Origin of the sequence: Psychrobacter sp. I-STPA6b, assembly GCF_020662265.1 — a bacterium.
Taxonomy (GTDB): domain Bacteria; phylum Pseudomonadota; class Gammaproteobacteria; order Pseudomonadales; family Moraxellaceae; genus Psychrobacter.
The window spans coordinates 1-17,154 of the sequence record NZ_VEWM01000126.1 but is presented as its reverse complement, the minus strand read 5'-3'; the positions used below and the strand labels follow the sequence as shown (position 1 = coordinate 17,154).

14 protein-coding genes are annotated in these 17,154 nt (G+C 39.9%); 7 read left to right on the top strand and 7 right to left on the bottom strand.

Annotation, left to right across the window (positions count from 1 at the left end; genetic code table 11):
* Positions 1–57 precede the first annotated feature (57 nt).
* From FHK88_RS13675 to FHK88_RS13665, 3 genes are all read right to left on the bottom strand, one after another.
* Complete coding sequence (locus FHK88_RS13675) at positions 58–1,107, bottom strand: IS481 family transposase (RefSeq protein ID WP_227429178.1); 1,050 nt, start codon at positions 1,105–1,107, stop codon at positions 58–60.
* A gap of 165 nt (positions 1,108–1,272) precedes the next feature.
* Positions 1,273–2,880 carry a sensor histidine kinase gene (locus FHK88_RS13670; RefSeq protein ID WP_227431277.1) on the bottom strand — a complete coding sequence of 536 codons (1,608 nt, stop codon included), beginning with the start codon at positions 2,878–2,880 and terminating at the stop codon, positions 1,273–1,275.
* A complete protein-coding gene (locus tag FHK88_RS13665) occupies positions 2,880–3,581 on the bottom strand; it encodes a response regulator transcription factor (protein WP_227431276.1) in 702 nt (233 codons plus the stop codon). The genes FHK88_RS13670 and FHK88_RS13665 overlap by 1 nt, the downstream gene beginning before the upstream one ends.
* A gap of 287 nt (positions 3,582–3,868) precedes the next feature.
* On the opposite strand from FHK88_RS13665, the gene FHK88_RS13660 reads away from it, so the two are divergent.
* Both FHK88_RS13660 and FHK88_RS13655 read left to right on the top strand, forming a co-directional pair.
* Positions 3,869–4,459 carry a Spy/CpxP family protein refolding chaperone gene (locus FHK88_RS13660; protein ID WP_227431275.1) on the top strand — a complete coding sequence of 197 codons (591 nt, stop codon included), beginning with the start codon at positions 3,869–3,871 and terminating at the stop codon, positions 4,457–4,459.
* Positions 4,460–4,968: 509 nt separating this feature from the next.
* Positions 4,969–6,201: a low temperature requirement protein A gene (locus tag FHK88_RS13655; RefSeq protein WP_227431274.1), complete on the top strand. Its 1,233-nt coding sequence runs from the start codon at positions 4,969–4,971 to the stop codon at positions 6,199–6,201.
* A gap of 359 nt (positions 6,202–6,560) precedes the next feature.
* Here the strand turns inward: FHK88_RS13655 and FHK88_RS13650 are convergent, their stop codons facing one another.
* Positions 6,561–7,892 (bottom strand): D-amino acid dehydrogenase, encoded by a 1,332-nt coding sequence (locus tag FHK88_RS13650; RefSeq protein ID WP_227431273.1) that lies wholly within the window; start codon positions 7,890–7,892, stop codon positions 6,561–6,563.
* A gap of 63 nt (positions 7,893–7,955) precedes the next feature.
* Complete coding sequence (locus tag FHK88_RS13645) at positions 7,956–8,729, bottom strand: YgfZ/GcvT domain-containing protein (protein WP_227431272.1); 774 nt, start codon at positions 8,727–8,729, stop codon at positions 7,956–7,958.
* Positions 8,730–8,907: 178 nt separating this feature from the next.
* Here FHK88_RS13645 and FHK88_RS13640 point away from each other — a divergent pair, with 178 nt between their 5' ends.
* Complete coding sequence (locus FHK88_RS13640; protein ID WP_227431271.1) at positions 8,908–9,261, top strand: zinc ribbon domain-containing protein YjdM; 354 nt, start codon at positions 8,908–8,910, stop codon at positions 9,259–9,261.
* Between the two features lie 97 nt (positions 9,262–9,358).
* On the opposite strand, the gene FHK88_RS13635 is transcribed toward FHK88_RS13640, so the two are convergent.
* Positions 9,359–10,237, bottom strand: coding sequence for a DegV family protein (locus FHK88_RS13635; protein ID WP_227431270.1), 879 nt, complete (start codon positions 10,235–10,237; stop codon positions 9,359–9,361).
* 621 nt (positions 10,238–10,858) lie between these two features.
* Between FHK88_RS13635 and ppk2 the strand changes: the two genes are divergently transcribed.
* Together ppk2 and hemL are read left to right on the top strand one after the other, a co-directional pair.
* On the top strand, positions 10,859–11,743 hold the full coding sequence (gene ppk2, locus FHK88_RS13630; RefSeq protein ID WP_264480698.1) for a polyphosphate kinase 2: 885 nt from the start codon (positions 10,859–10,861) through the stop codon (positions 11,741–11,743).
* A 327-nt stretch (positions 11,744–12,070) separates the two neighbouring features.
* Positions 12,071–13,372: a glutamate-1-semialdehyde 2,1-aminomutase gene (hemL, locus tag FHK88_RS13625; protein ID WP_227431268.1), complete on the top strand. Its 1,302-nt coding sequence runs from the start codon at positions 12,071–12,073 to the stop codon at positions 13,370–13,372.
* Positions 13,373–13,448: 76 nt separating this feature from the next.
* Here the strand turns inward: hemL and FHK88_RS13620 are convergent, their stop codons facing one another.
* The gene (locus FHK88_RS13620) at positions 13,449–14,066 is read right to left on the bottom strand and encodes a Uma2 family endonuclease (RefSeq protein WP_227431267.1); all 618 of its coding nucleotides are present in this window, start codon (positions 14,064–14,066) and stop codon (positions 13,449–13,451) included.
* Between the two features lie 196 nt (positions 14,067–14,262).
* On the opposite strand from FHK88_RS13620, the gene FHK88_RS13615 reads away from it, so the two are divergent.
* Both FHK88_RS13615 and FHK88_RS13610 read left to right on the top strand, forming a co-directional pair.
* On the top strand, positions 14,263–15,954 hold the full coding sequence (locus tag FHK88_RS13615; RefSeq protein ID WP_227431266.1) for an AMP-binding protein: 1,692 nt from the start codon (positions 14,263–14,265) through the stop codon (positions 15,952–15,954).
* A gap of 93 nt (positions 15,955–16,047) precedes the next feature.
* On the top strand, positions 16,048–17,097 hold the full coding sequence (locus FHK88_RS13610; protein ID WP_227429178.1) for an IS481 family transposase: 1,050 nt from the start codon (positions 16,048–16,050) through the stop codon (positions 17,095–17,097).
* Positions 17,098–17,154 lie beyond the last annotated feature (57 nt).

Here is a 17,154-nt window from a genome sequence, read left to right as displayed (position 1 = left end):
TGTACTAGCTCAAACCTAATCTGACAGTACCCCCAAATTGACGGTCAAGATGTCAGGTTATATTTGAGCTAAATTCTTTTGTGCCCAAACGGATTTACCCTCAGTAAGCGTTTGCATAGGTGTTCTACCACAGCACATCTTACCTTGATGAGTTCTTTCATAATTATAATAAACAAGCCAATCATCTAAATCAGCTTGTAGAGACTCTAGATTATCGTAAATCTTCTTTCGAAAAGCAATTTGATAAAACTCTTGTAAGATAGTCTTATGAAACCGCTCACAAATACCATTGGTTTGCGGGGATTTGGCTTTAGTCTTAGTATGATCTATATCATTGATAGCCAAATAAAGCTCATAATCATGTTGTTCTACCTTACCGCAATACTCAGTACCTCTATCTGTTAATATTCTAAGCATCGGTAACTCATGCTCTTGATAAAACGGCAATACCTTATCATTGAGTAAATCAGCAGCTGTAATCGGTGTTTTGGTATTATATAACTTAGCATGTGCTACCTTCGAATAAGTATCTACAAAGGTCTGCATATAAACACGTCCAACGCCTTTTAAATGACCGACATAGAAAGTATCTTGTGAGCCTAGGTAGCCTGGATGTGCTGTTTCAATCTCACCAGATGCTTCATCGTCTAGTTTTTTCTTTTCAAGTGCTGATATTTGCTCATCAGATAAGAGGATGCCTTCGGCTTCTACTTTTGCCTCTAATGCCTTTAAACGTTTATTGAAGTTTTCTAGGTTGTGTCTTAACCATATAGAACGTACACCACTGCCTGAAACAAAAATACCTACTTTTCTAAGTTCATTAGAGGTTCTGTGCTGACCGTGAGCAGGATAGTCTATGGCATGTTGTATGACAGCTTGTTCTGTGGACTCATCAACTCGATTCTTAAGGTTAGGTACTCGCCTTGATTGATTCACTAATGCGCCTATACCGCCGTTGTCTGCCATTTCTTTATAGCGATAAAAGGTGTCTCGAGAGACCCCCATTATTTTACAAGCTTTAGAGACGTTACCTAGCTCTTGAGCTAAGTTTAGTAAGCCTGCTCTGTGTTTGATGATTGGATTACTATTTGTGCTAGAATGGTTCATGTGTGTTATTCCTTATTTGATAAAGTTTAGACATCTTCATCAATTTGGGTAACACACTCTTTTTTAAAGTGTGATTGTCAGATTAGGTTGAGACTAGTACAGATTATCTGCTTTATGATAGCTACATTCTTTGCTATGTCTCTCTATTCTTTTCTTCCTTTTTTCCTATTCTCCCTTATTCCCCTTAGCAATGCCCCTAACTGGTAGCTCAATCTCGACGGTTAATCCCTGTGTATCTGTGCGGTTGTATGCCCGAATCTGCCCATGATGAGCCATAACCACCGCATGCACAATGGCAAGCCCTAAGCCATAGCCCCCTGTTTTACGGTGACGGGCTGTATCCAAACGCACAAATGGCTGAAATATCCGTTGTAAATCTTTTTCTGCCACCCCTTCACCTGTATCACTGATGCTGATAACGATGGCGGATGGCTTTTGTGGAGATAATGTTTGAGCCATTGCTGTTGTTAGTGCCGTTGTTAATGTCATTGTTACCTGAACACTACCCCCAATTGGTGTGTGCATAAACGCATTGCGAATGACATTTTCTAAGGCACTGTGTAACTGCTCTGCATGACCCATGACGATAAAATCTTTTGGGTTGTGCGTTTTGTGTGTCTTTTGCAGGATTGGCGATTGCCATTGCCAATGTATCTGCTTATCTTGAAACTCAAAGCATACATCTTGTCCAATCTGGTTGATTATCTCAACCAAATCTACGGCCTGTTGCTCATCTTGTGACATGGCGTAGCGTTGCATTTGTAGCGACTGAATATGGATAATATGTTCGATAAGCTCATTCATACGTGCTGTTTCTTTTTGAATACGGTCAAGATATTTGCCTGCATTGGGCGAAAAATCTCGGGTTAGCTCAGTAGCTATTTCAAGGCGGGCAAGCGGTGAGCGTAACTCATGCGAGATGTCACTTAACATCTGTTTACGAGCCAGCTCACTGTCTGCTAAACGCTCAGATAGCTGGGCGATGTGTTGTGCTAACTGTCCAAACTCATCATTACCTAACTGCATCAATTGCGTATCTACCTGATAATCCCCTGCCATCATGCGGTGAACGCTATTCTGTACACGTTGGATACGGCGAGTCCAGATTCGACTGAGCCAAAGTGATACTAAGGTTGCCAATATGATGACAATAATGATGCGAGCTTTTAAGCTATTACGTTGTAGAGCCAGTATTTCAATAAAGGAAAGCTCTGGTTGTAGCTGTATGGTATAGATATTACCATCTGCTCCTTTAACTTGCGTATCTGCTAACTTGGCATAGTTGTCATTTGTATTGAATATCGTATTAAATAATGGATGGTGATAAATAGAAAATAATTTTGGCGGTTTATTGTCTGTGGGTGTGTGAGCATCGTTATTTGGTACTGTATATTTGTTCTCATCATCATGATATTTAGGGAATATAATAACGCCTTGCTCATCAATCTTGTGCGTTGTTGTAAATAATATCTTGCCTTGTTTATCTGTGATTTGTATCTGACGCATTAGCTTGGGGTCTTGTGCATATAACTGACGAATGGCATATAAATCACCAGTTTCTAAGTTTTTCTGTACCTGTTGTCGTTTAACAATCAACTGGTCAATCTGTGCGCTCATATGATTGGCAATTTCATGTGCGTTTAAAAAACGCTCTGCTATCACTGATAGGGTAGAAATGATTAATAGTTGTAGTAGTAAACTAAAAAACATACGCCAAAACAGTGACAGTCTAGATAGCAAAGATATTTTGAGCGATTTAATTATGTTTATCATCACAATACCAACTGATAGCCTTTACCACGAATGGCTTTGATGGGTTCATCATGAAACGGATGCAGTTTTTTACGAAGCCGAGAGATATGTACTTCAAGGCTACGGTCAAATGGCTGTAGCTCACGGTTTAGCACAGTTTGAGATAAGTATTCTTTACTGACCACTTCCCCTTTTTGACGCAACAACGCCAACAACAAATCAAACTCGGTGCCAGTTAATTGCAACACCTGCTCATCAACCAAACAAATCCGCTGAATGGGGTCAAGGTGCAGACGACTGTCAGGCAGAGGCGTATTGTCAGCACCCATAGTATGGGGTGTTATGGTGGTACGTTTGATAACCGCATTAATACGTGCCAATAGCTCACGAGGATTGCAAGGCTTACTAATATAATCATCAGCCCCCAGCTCAAGCCCAATGATACGATCAATTTCATCACCTTTGGCAGTCAGCATAATCACAGGGATGGGAGCAGTATGCGTACTGGCATAAATGGTTGGTAGCTGTCGTAGCACCTGCAAGCCATCTAACTTAGGCATCATAATGTCTAGCACCAACAAATCATAAGTTTGCGTCTGTAGCTGGTGAAGCGCTTGCTCACCATCATGCACACAGTCGCAAGTGACCGCATGATTGGCTAAATATTCTACCAATAACTGCGTTAATTCCTCATCATCATCGGCAAGCAAAATATGGGGCATGGTGTGTCCTCAATGTGTTTCTTAAATTTTAACAATAGAGCTTTAACAAAAGGGCTTTATAGATAAGTGTTATCAATAATCTTTATAAATAAGGAAAGTCATTAAAAGACAGTTTAGCAAATTTTTTGTCCTCATAAGCAAGGATATGGCAATCGTTACCTTTCTTAAGGTTTCATAAAAGTACGCAACGTCACAATGTCTTATTATAGGTTTTGTCAACAGGGTATGTGCTTATAAGTAGAGCACATATTTTATACCCACAAGTTATACAGCCAAGGACAACTGTCATGAAAAAACTTATTACCGCCACCGTATTAGCAACTTCTGGTTTACTTGCCGTCGTTACCAGTAGTGTCGTCAATGCTGAAACATCAAACCAACAATCTACACAACAGCAAGCCCAATCACAAAGTATCAGAGGTAATTTTATGTTTAACCGAATCATGGAAAAAATGGCTGATGAATTAGAACTAACTGACAGTCAACAAGCCCAAATTGCAGACGTTATGCAACAAAACTTTGACCAATTCCAAAATAACCGCGAACAATGGCTATCTGAAAACGAACAAATGCAAACACAAATACAGCAGTTAGTTAATAGCGACCATGTTGACCCTAATTTGCTAAATGAGCTGGCAGAAAAACAAGCTGATAAAGCCAAAGAGCGTTTTAAGAAACGTATCGAAATGCAACGCTCAATCAGCCAAATACTTACTGCTGAGCAACGTGAAAAATTAAGTGAAAAGTTCAAAGCCATGCGTGAGAATCGTCAAGGTTTCCGAGGTGGCTTTGGCGGAGGCTTTGGTGGTGGATTCGGTGGCGGTTTTGCAGGGGGCTTCGGCGGTGGCTTTGGTGGCGGTATGCCAATGTTTAACTAAAACCCTCCCTCAAAGTGGGAGGGAACAGTTCCCTCTCTCACTGGGAGGGGGCTAGGGGGAGGGGTGAAACTATGGTGATTTATTAAAAATAGCCACAGCGTACTTGTGAAATATCACCTCTAATTAGTGCGTGTAAGCATATACTTACACGCATTGACGCTTTTACGTCTTACACTGATTATATAAATTTGCGATGATGTGTCTACGGGATAAAGGAATATCACTCAAGGATTGAGTAAACTTTTGGTAAAGTGTTCCGTAACTAAGGATAAAGACGATGTGTTAAGGGTAGGATACCCTGTATCATAAAATATTCTAGGATTGAATGTTTTGCTTGGTATTTAACATGGACTGGTTAACAACGAAAACCGTATGGCGAAAGCTGTGCGGTTTTGTTGTTTGTGGGGTAAACTATTATCATAATTTTCTGCAAATAAAATTTATAACTATTTCTTATAAATAATGATGGATTATTTTTTTGCTCAAAAAACCATCATCAAGGGATAATCATGTTAAAAAAGATGCAATTACGCAATCCAAATGAGCCACACCGAGTGGCGACTCCACTGGAGTTGTTGTTTGATTTGATTTATGTGGTGGCGATTGCCAGTACGGCGAAAGGATTGCATCATAGTTTATTAGAGCATCATTTTACGGATGGTATCTTACAGTTTTTATTATCCTTTTTTATTTTGTGGAACGCATGGGCAGAGTTTACATGGTTTGCCTCAAGCTATGATAGTGATGATACCTTTTATCGACTGTCTGTTTTTGTGCAGATGTTTGGCTCATTGATGATTGCGGTAGGTATTGGGCAGTTATTTGAGTCTGGCTCATTTGTTATTGTGACGGTTGGTTATACGGTCAAACGCTTGGCGTTACTCAGTCAATGGTTACGAATATACAAAGATGAGCCAAGTCGTAGAGAGGTGGCTCAGCGATATTTATTGGCAACGACCCTATTACAAATTTCGTGGATTAGTCTGCTATTTCTTCCAGAGAGGTTACAACTTCCAATCATTGCGGTGATGGTGATTGCGGAGTTGTGGAGCAGTCGTTGGGTGCATGGCAACGAGGCTGGCAGTTGGCACCCACATCATATCGCTGAGCGCTATGGGTTATTGGTCATTATTGTATTGGGCGAGGGCATACTCGGCACATTTAATACCATAAGTGTGTTATATAACAGTCATCATGGCGATATCACTGCGTTGGGGGCAATATTTTTTGTGGGCTTGGGGGTGATGGGGTTGATATTTGCGTTATGGTGGCTGTATTTTGCCATGCCTTTTGGGCATATGTTAGAGCAAAAACGTCAGCGTAGTTTGGTGTTTATATTTAACTATGGTCACTTTTTTATTTTTGCATCATTGACAGGATTGGGGTCAGCGTTAGAGCTGGTGTCTGATACGTTAAATAGCACTGGACATGGTAAGTATGGTGAGCATGGCGGACATGTAATGATGTCAGCACAGTATGCGATGGCGGTTTTAACCATTATGTTGGTGATTTATTTGTTGGCATTATCTGGATTAAGGTCAATGATGATGGGTAAGTTGACCAAAAATATTTGGGTATTATTGGGGGCAGTGGGAATTTTATTGTTCAGTTATGGGCTGGTTATGATGGGATTGCCCATTGTGGTGGGAATTTGGGTCAGTGTTTTAGCCCCTATTTTGATGATTATGTATGTAAATCGTTGGACAAAATCATTTGCGGTAAATGCTGATGTTAGCGGATAAGTCCCTATTTTTGTGTTTAAACAGTCGCTAGCAGTTAGCATTAACTTTGTAAGCATATGCTTACACGTGATGACGCTTTGGCGACTATCGCTTACCCTGTAAATTTGCGATTATAGATTCACGGCATCAAGGATGATGACTCAAGGATTGAGAGACTTAATGTAGTAAATACATCAAGTTAACCGTAGTTAGGGATACGTAATCGTTTAGGGTAGGATACCCAATATCACTAATATTTCAGGACGAAGTATTGTTGATAGTTACTAAAGTAACAATTACTAAGGATAGTAAACAATGAAAACCGTATGGCGAGAGCTGTGCGGTTTTGTTGTTTGTGGTACTTATGATTTTCTAGGATTTCACACACCCACAAATGCAAAATCCACCTCTGGTTTTTGTCCTTGCATTAATAAACTAATTGCCTTTGCCGAACCGCAAGAGTGTGTCCAGCCCAGTGTGCCATGCCCCGTATTCAACCATAAATTATCAAAGGTGGCGGACTGGTTTTGTGAACCATGAGTAACCGTTCCTAAATGAGCCTGACCAATTAATGGCACATTTGATGGGGTCATCGGGCGTAACCCTGTCCAATATTTGACACTATCAAGCAAAATACCCTTAGGAAATAACTGGCTAATCCGTCTGGTGATTGCCTGACAGCGTGTTGGGTTTAAGTCCAAATTATAGCCGTTAAACTCTGCTGTTCCTGCCACCCTAAGTTTATCATCAAGTCGAGACATCACCAGTTTAAATTCATCATCAATCATACTGACAAATGGAGCAAGGTTTGGGTTATTAGGATTAACCTGATATGTAGCAGAATAGCCTTTAGCAGGGAAGATTGGCAGGTGTATGCCAAGTGGTTTGGCAAGCTGTACGCTATAACTGCCCAACGCCATCACATAGCTGTCAGCACTAAAGCTTTCACTTTTCTCATGATTGGGCTTAATGGTGATATGGTCAATATGAGGTGTATTTGAGCCGTCTTTTGTTGATGATTTTAAATTCAGTGAGACAATATCAGTATCATATAAAAACTTCACCCCACTATCAGCACACAACTTTGCTAAGCGTTGGCTAAATAAATGGGCATTGCCCGACTCGTCCTCACTGGTATATGTTGCTCCGACCAACTTATGAGCGATGGGATAAAGAGCAGGCTCAAGATTGACGGCGGTGTCAATATCAATCACATAACGCTCACAGCCCAAATCTTGCATACGTTTGGTCGGGGCAATGGCAGAGTCAAACTCTGCTTGTCCTGTATAAAAGTGCATGATACCGCGTGTTTGTTGTTCGTATTCGATGCCAGTTTCGGCACGTAGCTGTTGCAGGGCACTACGAGAATATAACCCCAAATGCACCATCTGCACTAGGTTATCATCGGCATGTTTGGCGGTGCATTGTTGTAAAAACTGCCAGCCCCATTTCAGTTGCTCAGGGTCAGCTCGTAGGCGGTAGAGTAGCGGTGCGTCCTCTTGCATCAGCCATTTAAAGGCTTTTAGTGGGGTGGCAGGATTTGCCCAAGGTGTGGCGTGGGAGACGGAGATTTGACCGCCATTGGCGAACGAGGTTTGCATGGCAGGGGCAGATTCACGTTCTATGACGGTGACCTCAAATCCTGCTTGGCGTAGATACCAAGCCGTCGTGACACCGACCACGCCTGCCCCTAATACTGCAATGTGTGTCATGTTGTTGCCTGTGTTTTTAACAGTTTTATTGCCTGTTGATGCTTTGTTTATGCGAGTTTAAGCTTATTTTTCTCGTGCCACATCGGCTTGTAATGCTTCGGGTAATGCTAATACCTGTAACTCACTGTCAGCGAGTTGCTCAGGACGAGCAACTACCAACGCCTCAAACTCAGATTCACTAATAGCAACTGCATTAACAATCTGAATTTTATCTATACTTTCACCCGCTTTTGGAGCATTACCTGTACCAGATACAAGGTGTAAAAATGCTTTGGGGGCAGCTTTAAAGTAAATACGGGCGATGACTTCTTGTCCCAAGTAACAGCCCTTATCATAATCCACACCGCCACGTTGATGTAGGCGAAGCTCTTGTGGCTGAAACTGCCCGTGGGTATCAGCGGTTATCCAATAGTTTGCTGTGCGAATGCTGTGTTCTGCCCAGTTTTTTGGGTTGGCAAGGTTTTTATCTGGGCTAAATGTCGGTTCACTTTGAGAGTCACCCGCAAGAACACAAGGATAAATATCTATTGGCTCGGTAGTAGTAAATTTAGAAAATGCTCCGTACTTTTTAAGATGGGCTTGTAGGCTTTGCATACAGTCACGACTAATCACAATCTCATAAGTTTTATCCATTGGTTTTTTTATCCAAATACCAAAGTCAATGCGACCTTTTAAATTGGCAATGGCAGTGGCTTGATAGCTTAAGCCTAATTTTTTGACATTACAGGTAATTTGCCCCTGTAAAAACTTTTCAGCATCTTCGCCTTGTAGGGTAATTTGCTGAAAGGTCGGTAAGTCAGAAGAACTATTAGATGATGAATGATTGGTAGTAGTCATGGTTTATTTTAATCCTTATTTATCATTACTTATCATGGATATAGCCATATTTTACATTGGTTAGGGTGATGGTGGTGATTTTCAAGGCAATTGTCTCAGCAAAATTGCATAAATTAAGTTACAATAGTCAATGGAATTATGAAACTTTAAACTATTGTTAATTGACTATGAGGAAGCCATGAGCCTACCTAATTGCCCAAAATGTGACTCTGAATACACCTATGAAGATGGTGCATTATTAATCTGCCCAATGTGTGCCCATGAATGGACGTTGGCAGAAGAAAAAGCAGCCGAAAGTGCTGATGAATTGCCAGTAATTCGTGATGCTGTGGGTAATGAGCTACAAGATGGTGATGCGGTAACAGTCATCAAAGACTTAAAAGTCAAAGGCTCATCAACACCAATTAAGGTGGGTACAAAAGTAAAAAGTATCCGCTTATTACACGATGCCCCAGATGATCATGATATTGATTGCAAAGTTGATGGCTTTGGTGCGATGAAACTAAAATCATCAGTGGTAAAAAAGGCTTAAATTACCATAGCATTTTTTATAGATAGATATTTAAAAAAAGCCCGCTAATAAGATTATTAGCGGGCTTTTTTGAATATGGAGTCTGAATAATATCGAGTTATTGATAATACTTGGCTGCATGAGGGACTACGCCATCAAAAACGCAGAGTCCAACACCTGTTGGTCCATGGTTTGCTAATGAAATAGAAGAAACAGGTAAAATAGTGATGTGGTCAATATGCAACCGTCTTTTTAATAACTGAACGAAATATTCATCGACCTCAGTCCGACCTGCAGTGAGTACATAAGGAAAAGAATTTTTATTTTTAATACTCTCAGCGAAGTCGTCAACCATATAGTTAAGCGCCCGCTCAAATTTTCTGATTTTGCTAACAGCAACGATAGCACCATCATCACGAACTTGCAGTACAGGTTTGATGTTTAGAACATTGGCAAAAAAACCTGCTGTTGCCGATAGTTTTTTGTTTTTTATCAAATAGGAGAGGTCATCAACTGCAAATAGCATTTTGTGATGACTGCGCAGCTGGTCTAAGCGTTGAGCAATTTCTGGTAAGCTTTTACCCTGTTTCATTAGATATTCTGCTTCTAATGCCAGCATACCTTCACATACGTTTAACTCCTTGCAGTCATATACATAGATATTCATGCGATCTGCAAACTCATCAGCCACAGACTGGATGATCTCGTGACTTTTACTCATTTTAGATGATAGGGTAGTGATAAATAATTCTCGATAACCATCATGATAAAGTTTGGTAAATAGTTGCACGATTTCATCGATAGGTGTGGGAGATGTTTTGACTCCTGAACATCCAATTTCACTCATCACATATTGTAGGCTTTCATTAGAAATATTTTCTCCATCAATAAATTCAACATTATTGACAATCATACGTAGGCGAATAAGTTGAATATTATTGTGGATTTTTAGGTTATCTAACCCAGAAGAAGAGGTGCTAATGACCATGCGACCCATAACGTGTACCCTAGTAATTTGTAGTATAAGTATTTTTATGGTTGTAATTAGTAACCAATTCACTTGTGTTTGATAACTTTATAAATAATCAGTCTGACATCAAGTGTTACTTTATTTTTATATGGATGAAACAGTTCCTCCCCAGCATTTATCATTGAAATATGAATGATAAATTTGCTGACTTGTATCTATATTTAACGCTTTTTTTGTCAGAAATGCAAGATGTGTTAATGAGTGGATAGGCTATATTTTGTTGTCAGTTTCAAGTGGTTTTTAGTTGTCATTTATTGGGTGATTGGCTATAGTTGGGGTATGAGAAATTCCTTACAACTTTTAAGGACTTAGTAACCTAGTATCTATTTTTTTAAATTAACTGACCTAAAGGAGTGCAGTGTGGTAAAAAAGACACGTAAAACAGAGCATGTTACTGATGACTATGCCACTAATAGCCAAGAAATTGAAAAATATGAGACCAGCAAGAAAAAAGCTGGCTCAAGAGTCAAGACAAAAGAAGTGATTGATGATGTGGTCTTACAAGATTTGAAAGATGGTAATATTGATGGTATCTCTGAGCATCTTCAGGCTTTAATACACGATGCCTCACCAGATGACCTAGAAAAACTGAAAGATTTATTTGCCAAACATGCCTTAGCCAATCAAGTCAAAACAGGCAGTAAAAAAGACGACGAACTCTCTAGCAACTGGCGGGAAGGGGGCTACCCTTACAAAAACCGCTTGTCTCGCAAAAATTATGAAAAACAAAAATATCACCTACAAGTTGAGTTGCTAAAAATGCAACATTGGATTCGTGATACTGGACAAAAGCTAGTTATCCTATTTGAAGGGCGTGATGCTGCGGGTAAAGGTGGTACGATTAAACGCTTTATGGAGCATTTAAATCCTCGTGGTGCAAAAGTGATTGCGTTAGAAAAACCAACTGAGCAAGAGCAAGGACAATGGTATTTTCAGCGTTATATTCAGCACTTGCCAACCAAGGGTGAAATTGTGATGTTTGACCGTTCATGGTACAACCGAGCTGGTGTTGAGCGTGTGATGGGTTTTTGTAGCAATGATGAATACGAAACCTTTATGAAGCAAGTCCCTGAATTTGAAAAGCATTTGATTGATTCGGGTATTATCTTGGTTAAGTTTTGGTTCTCGGTCAGTCGTGATGAGCAACGTCGCCGTTTTGCCCAACGTGAGGCGCATCCACTCAAACAATGGAAGTTATCACCCATTGATAAAGCCTCACTAGATAAATGGGACGATTATACCTTAGCAAAAGAGGCAATGTTCTTTAATACAGACAGTGCTGAGTCGCCTTGGATTGTCATTAAGTCTGATTGTAAAAAACGTGCCAGATTAAATGCCATGCGTTATGTGTTAAACAAAATCCCGTATGAAAATAAAGACAAAAAACAAGTTGGTAGCGTTGACCCATTGATTGTTGGTCGTGCAGGTGCGTTATATGAGCTTGGTGAAAAGGAAGATTTAGCGGTTGAGTAATTGCTTTTATCTTTTATATTTTTGATTATTTTAAAAAACCACCTAAAGAAATTTGGGTGGTTTTTTAGTAAGTATGCTTTTTTATGGACAACTCAATAAAACAATTACTTTATCAACTTTATTGTTTGTACTACATAAATGTGTTTTTTAGGGTTTTGTATCTGAATAAAGCAGGGGGTTGAATAACGATGGAGTATCACCCATATCCTAAGTTATCATGATTTGTATCCATACCTTAAAAAAGTATCTTGAACAGATGTGTAGCTGTTGACTGACCTTTTATATACATCTTGTCCATATATTAATTAATCATATTGAGAGAGACCCATGAGTACCAAAAACGAACAACTATTTTTACAAGCTAAAAAACATATCCCCGGTGGTGTGAACTCACCTGTACGTGCCTTTGCAGGCGTGGGCGGTACGCCAGTCTTTATCCATAAAGCCAGTGGTAGTCGTATTTATGATACTGAAGATAACGCTTATATCGACTATGTTGGCTCGTGGGGTCCTATGATTTTAGGACATGCCCACCCTAAAGTCATCGAGGCGGTGAAACAAGCAGCAGACGATGGGTTAAGCTTTGGTACACCCACTCCGTTTGAGACCACTATTGCTGATAAGATTTGTGAGATTGTACCCAGTGTCGAGTTGGTGCGTATGACTAACTCTGGTACAGAGGCGACCATGAGTGCCATTCGTCTGGCACGTGGCTATACAGGGCGTGATAAAATCGTGAAGTTTGAAGGTTGTTATCATGGTCACTCAGACAGCTTATTGGTTAAAGCTGGCTCAGGTATGCTTGATATTGGTGAGCCAACTTCAAAAGGTGTGCCTGCTGACTTTGCCAAACATACCATTACTTTGCCATACAATAACCCTGAAGCCATTAAAGAGTGCTTTGCTAAATGGGGTGATGAGATTGCTTGTGTCATTGTAGAGCCAATTGCAGGCAATATGAATATGGTCATTCCTACTCAAGAATTTCACGATACCTTGCGTCAACAATGCACCGAGTATGGCAGTGTGCTGATTTTTGATGAAGTGATGACAGGGTTTCGAGTTGGGCTTGGTGGGGCGCAAGCTCACTTTGCTATTGAGCCAGATTTGACTTGTTTTGGTAAAATCATCGGGGCAGGTTTACCTGTCGGTGCATTTGGTGGTAAGCGTGAAATCATGGAATGTATCGCTCCATTAGGTGGGGTATATCAAGCGGGAACGCTTTCAGGTAATCCACTGGCGATGCGAGCGGGTATTGCCATGTTTGAAGATTTAACCGTTGCTGGCTTTTATGATGAGCTGGCAAGCAAAGTTGATTATCTGATTGATGGTATTCAAGCGGCGGCTGATAAACATGGTATTAATTTGCGTACCAATAAGCTAGGCGGTATGTTTGGTATGTTCTTTGTGGCAGAAAAAGACAGTAAGACACCACAGAATTTTCATGAGGTCAGTGCTTGTGATATGTCGGCCTTTAATACCTTTTTTCATGGTATGTTAGAGCGTGGTATTTATCTTGCACCATCTGCTTATGAAGCGGCATTTATGTCTTCTAAACACAGCCAAGCTGACCTTGATGATACCATTAAAGCGGCCGATGAGGTATTTGCTACTATGCAGCAACAATAATGCTTTTTATCTAACCGTATTACAAAGACAGATAAAGTAGCATCTTTATCTGTCTTTTTTGTTTGTTCAATAGACCTTAATATATAAACATTCTTACTAGATAGATAATTATAATGAGAGCAACGGTTAAGATAGCACCTTTGATAATATGGCTGATAGCATGATTCACAGGTGAGCTTTGAGCGACCTCATGATTGATGACTGGAAAGCGCACACGGTGATAAATATCATCCACAGCTATTTTATAGTTGATACTATCTAGGTAAATCTCTTCCTCTTCTTGATAAGTTCTACTGTCCCAATACTTCTTTTTTTGAAATACAGTAATTTGCTTACTATCTTGTTCCACCAAAATATATGCCGTTAAACTGGCGATGTCCTGATACTTATCTCTTTTAATGACAATATCCATATCTCGAGTATTACTTGATAGCACTTCAATAATAATAGTCGGTGCATATGCAAGGTTTTGATTGCTATTTTTATTGAGCCTTGTGATGACCAAATCAGGGCAGAAGATATCCTCATTGAGGTTAATCATCATACCTGTTAATGATTGATAGGGGCTATCAGTCTTATAGAGATGCTCTGCCAGTCGCCAATGTAAGTTGCTAATTAGCTGTTGATGGCGTTTGCTAGTATCCGTTGTATGGTGGACAACACCGTTAATTTGTTCTTTTGTAATATTGCCCATTCTGATATCCTTTATAATTTTAAGGATTTTTTATTGTACCTTAATTCAAAGCTAGGAAGGGCTTTATTTTTTCAAATGGTGATATTGTATAAAGTATTTACTAATATTATTATTAATTAGGACAACATAATTTTACTAATAAGTTTCTATGAATAAATGATGTGTTTATTACTAATGACATAACATGGAGGTATGGATGAAGAAGACACCAATTTGGCAAGAAGTATATGAAAAATTTTCGATTAATAATCATATAGATGTACCTGTTGGCAATGGTTTTGTGGATTTACTCCAGCCAAAAATAGAGCAGTATGGTGAGCAGGTTGCCTTTCGTATGGGGCAGGCAAGTTTGACATTTGCTCAGCTTGATGTTGCTAGCCGTCGTTTTGCTGCATTTTTACAGATGCAGGGTCTTGTCAAAGGTGAGCGAGTTGCTGTTCAACTTCCCAATATTTTGCAGTATCCAGTGATTATTTTGGCATGTTTACGTGTGGGTGCGGTGCTGGTTAATATCAATCCACTGTATACGAAATATGAGCTGGCATATCAATTGACAGATGCAGGCGTAACAGGATTAGTAATTTTAGAAGGGATGAGTAGTGCTTATGAGAGCCTTGATACAGAGGTAAAAGAAAAGCTATCTTGGGTGATACGTTGTCAGCCACATGCAGATATAGAAGCACTAACCCAGATTGACCCCAGTCAGGAGATGGATAAAAAGGCAAATACGGCACATTTTTTTAATTCAGATGATGCCAGTCAGACCAGCCCAACACAGATTCAGTTTGCTGATGTGATGAATGGCTATGTGGCACAGCAATATCAATATTATCCATTAGATGATGAGGCACTGGCTCTATTGCAATATACAGGAGGGACGACAGGCAAGCCCAAAGGGGCGATGCTAACGCATGGTAATATCATGGCAAATTTGTTGCAGTGTTATGAGATGTTTGGCAAGGCTGTCAACGAGCAGGCACAAACATCACAAGTCAAAATTTTAAATCCTCTGCCGTTGTATCATATTTTTTCTTTTGCAGTCAGTGGTATGTTAGGTATCTATGCTGGCTGGCAAAACTTATTAATTACCAATCCTCGAGATATCGAAACAGTAGTGGATAACATTGCTCAGCATCGTCCACACGTGATTCCTTCAGTCAATACTTTGTTTGCTGCCATGTTAAATCATCCTAAGTTTAGTAGCTTGGACTTTAGTCAGTTGGTATTAACCATTGGTGGTGGTACAGCGATTATCCGAGCTATTGCCGAGCAATGGAAGCAAGTAACGGGTCAGACCATTAATGAAGGGCTTGGTATGTCAGAAACTTCTCCCGTTATTGCTTTTAACCCATTGGGAACGACTGACTTTAATGGGTCAGTTGGTGTGCCACTGCCTTGTACAGATGTGAAGATTATTGATGATACAGGCAAGGAATGTGCCATTGGTGAGCGGGGTGAAGTATGTATCAAAGGGCCTCAGGTGATGCAAGGCTACTGGCATTATAACAATGATGAAACCTTTACTGATGATGGCTACTTCAAATCAGGTGATATTGGGTTGATGGATGAGGCTGGTTATCTGACACTGGTTGACCGCAAAAAAGACATGATTTTGGTTTCTGGTTTTAATGTTTATCCTAATGAGGTTGAGGCTGCTTTGACAGAGCATGAAAAGGTGCTAGAAGTGGCAGTGATTGGCGTTGCTGATGAGCGTAGCGGAGAAGTACCCAAAGCATTTGTGGTTAAAAAAGATGATAGCTTGAGTGTCGATGAGCTAATGGCATTTGCAACAGAGCGTCTGACCAATTATAAACGCCCTCGTTATTATGAGTTCTTGACTGAACTGCCTAAGTCAATGGTGGGTAAGATTTTGCGTAAAGTGTACTAGTCTCAACCTAATCTGACAATCACACTTTAAAAAAGAGTGTGTTACCCAAATTGATGAAGATGTCTAAACTTTATCAAATAAGGAATAACACACATGAACCATTCTAGCACAAATAGTAATCCAATCATCAAACACAGAGCAGGCTTACTAAACTTAGCTCAAGAGCTAGGTAACGTCTCTAAAGCTTGTAAAATAATGGGGGTCTCTCGAGACACCTTTTATCGCTATAAAGAAATGGCAGACAACGGCGGTATAGGCGCATTAGTGAATCAATCAAGGCGAGTACCTAACCTTAAGAATCGAGTTGATGAGTCCACAGAACAAGCTGTCATACAACATGCCATAGACTATCCTGCTCACGGTCAGCACAGAACCTCTAATGAACTTAGAAAAGTAGGTATTTTTGTTTCAGGCAGTGGTGTACGTTCTATATGGTTAAGACACAACCTAGAAAACTTCAATAAACGTTTAAAGGCATTAGAGGCAAAAGTAGAAGCCGAAGGCATCCTCTTATCTGATGAGCAAATATCAGCACTTGAAAAGAAAAAACTAGACGATGAAGCATCTGGTGAGATTGAAACAGCACATCCAGGCTACCTAGGCTCACAAGATACTTTCTATGTCGGTCATTTAAAAGGCGTTGGACGTGTTTATATGCAGACCTTTGTAGATACTTATTCGAAGGTAGCACATGCTAAGTTATATAATACCAAAACACCGATTACAGCTGCTGATTTACTCAATGATAAGGTATTGCCGTTTTATCAAGAGCATGAGTTACCGATGCTTAGAATATTAACAGATAGAGGTACTGAGTATTGCGGTAAGGTAGAACAACATGATTATGAGCTTTATTTGGCTATCAATGATATAGATCATACTAAGACTAAAGCCAAATCCCCGCAAACCAATGGTATTTGTGAGCGGTTTCATAAGACTATCTTACAAGAGTTTTATCAAATTGCTTTTCGAAAGAAGATTTACGATAATCTAGAGTCTCTACAAGCTGATTTAGATGATTGGCTTGTTTATTATAATTATGAAAGAACTCATCAAGGTAAGATGTGCTGTGGTAGAACACCTATGCAAACGCTTACTGAGGGTAAATCCGTTTGGGCACAAAAGAATTTAGCTCAAATATAACCTGACATCTTGACCGTCAATTTGGGGGTACTGTCAGATTAGGTTTGAGCTAGTACA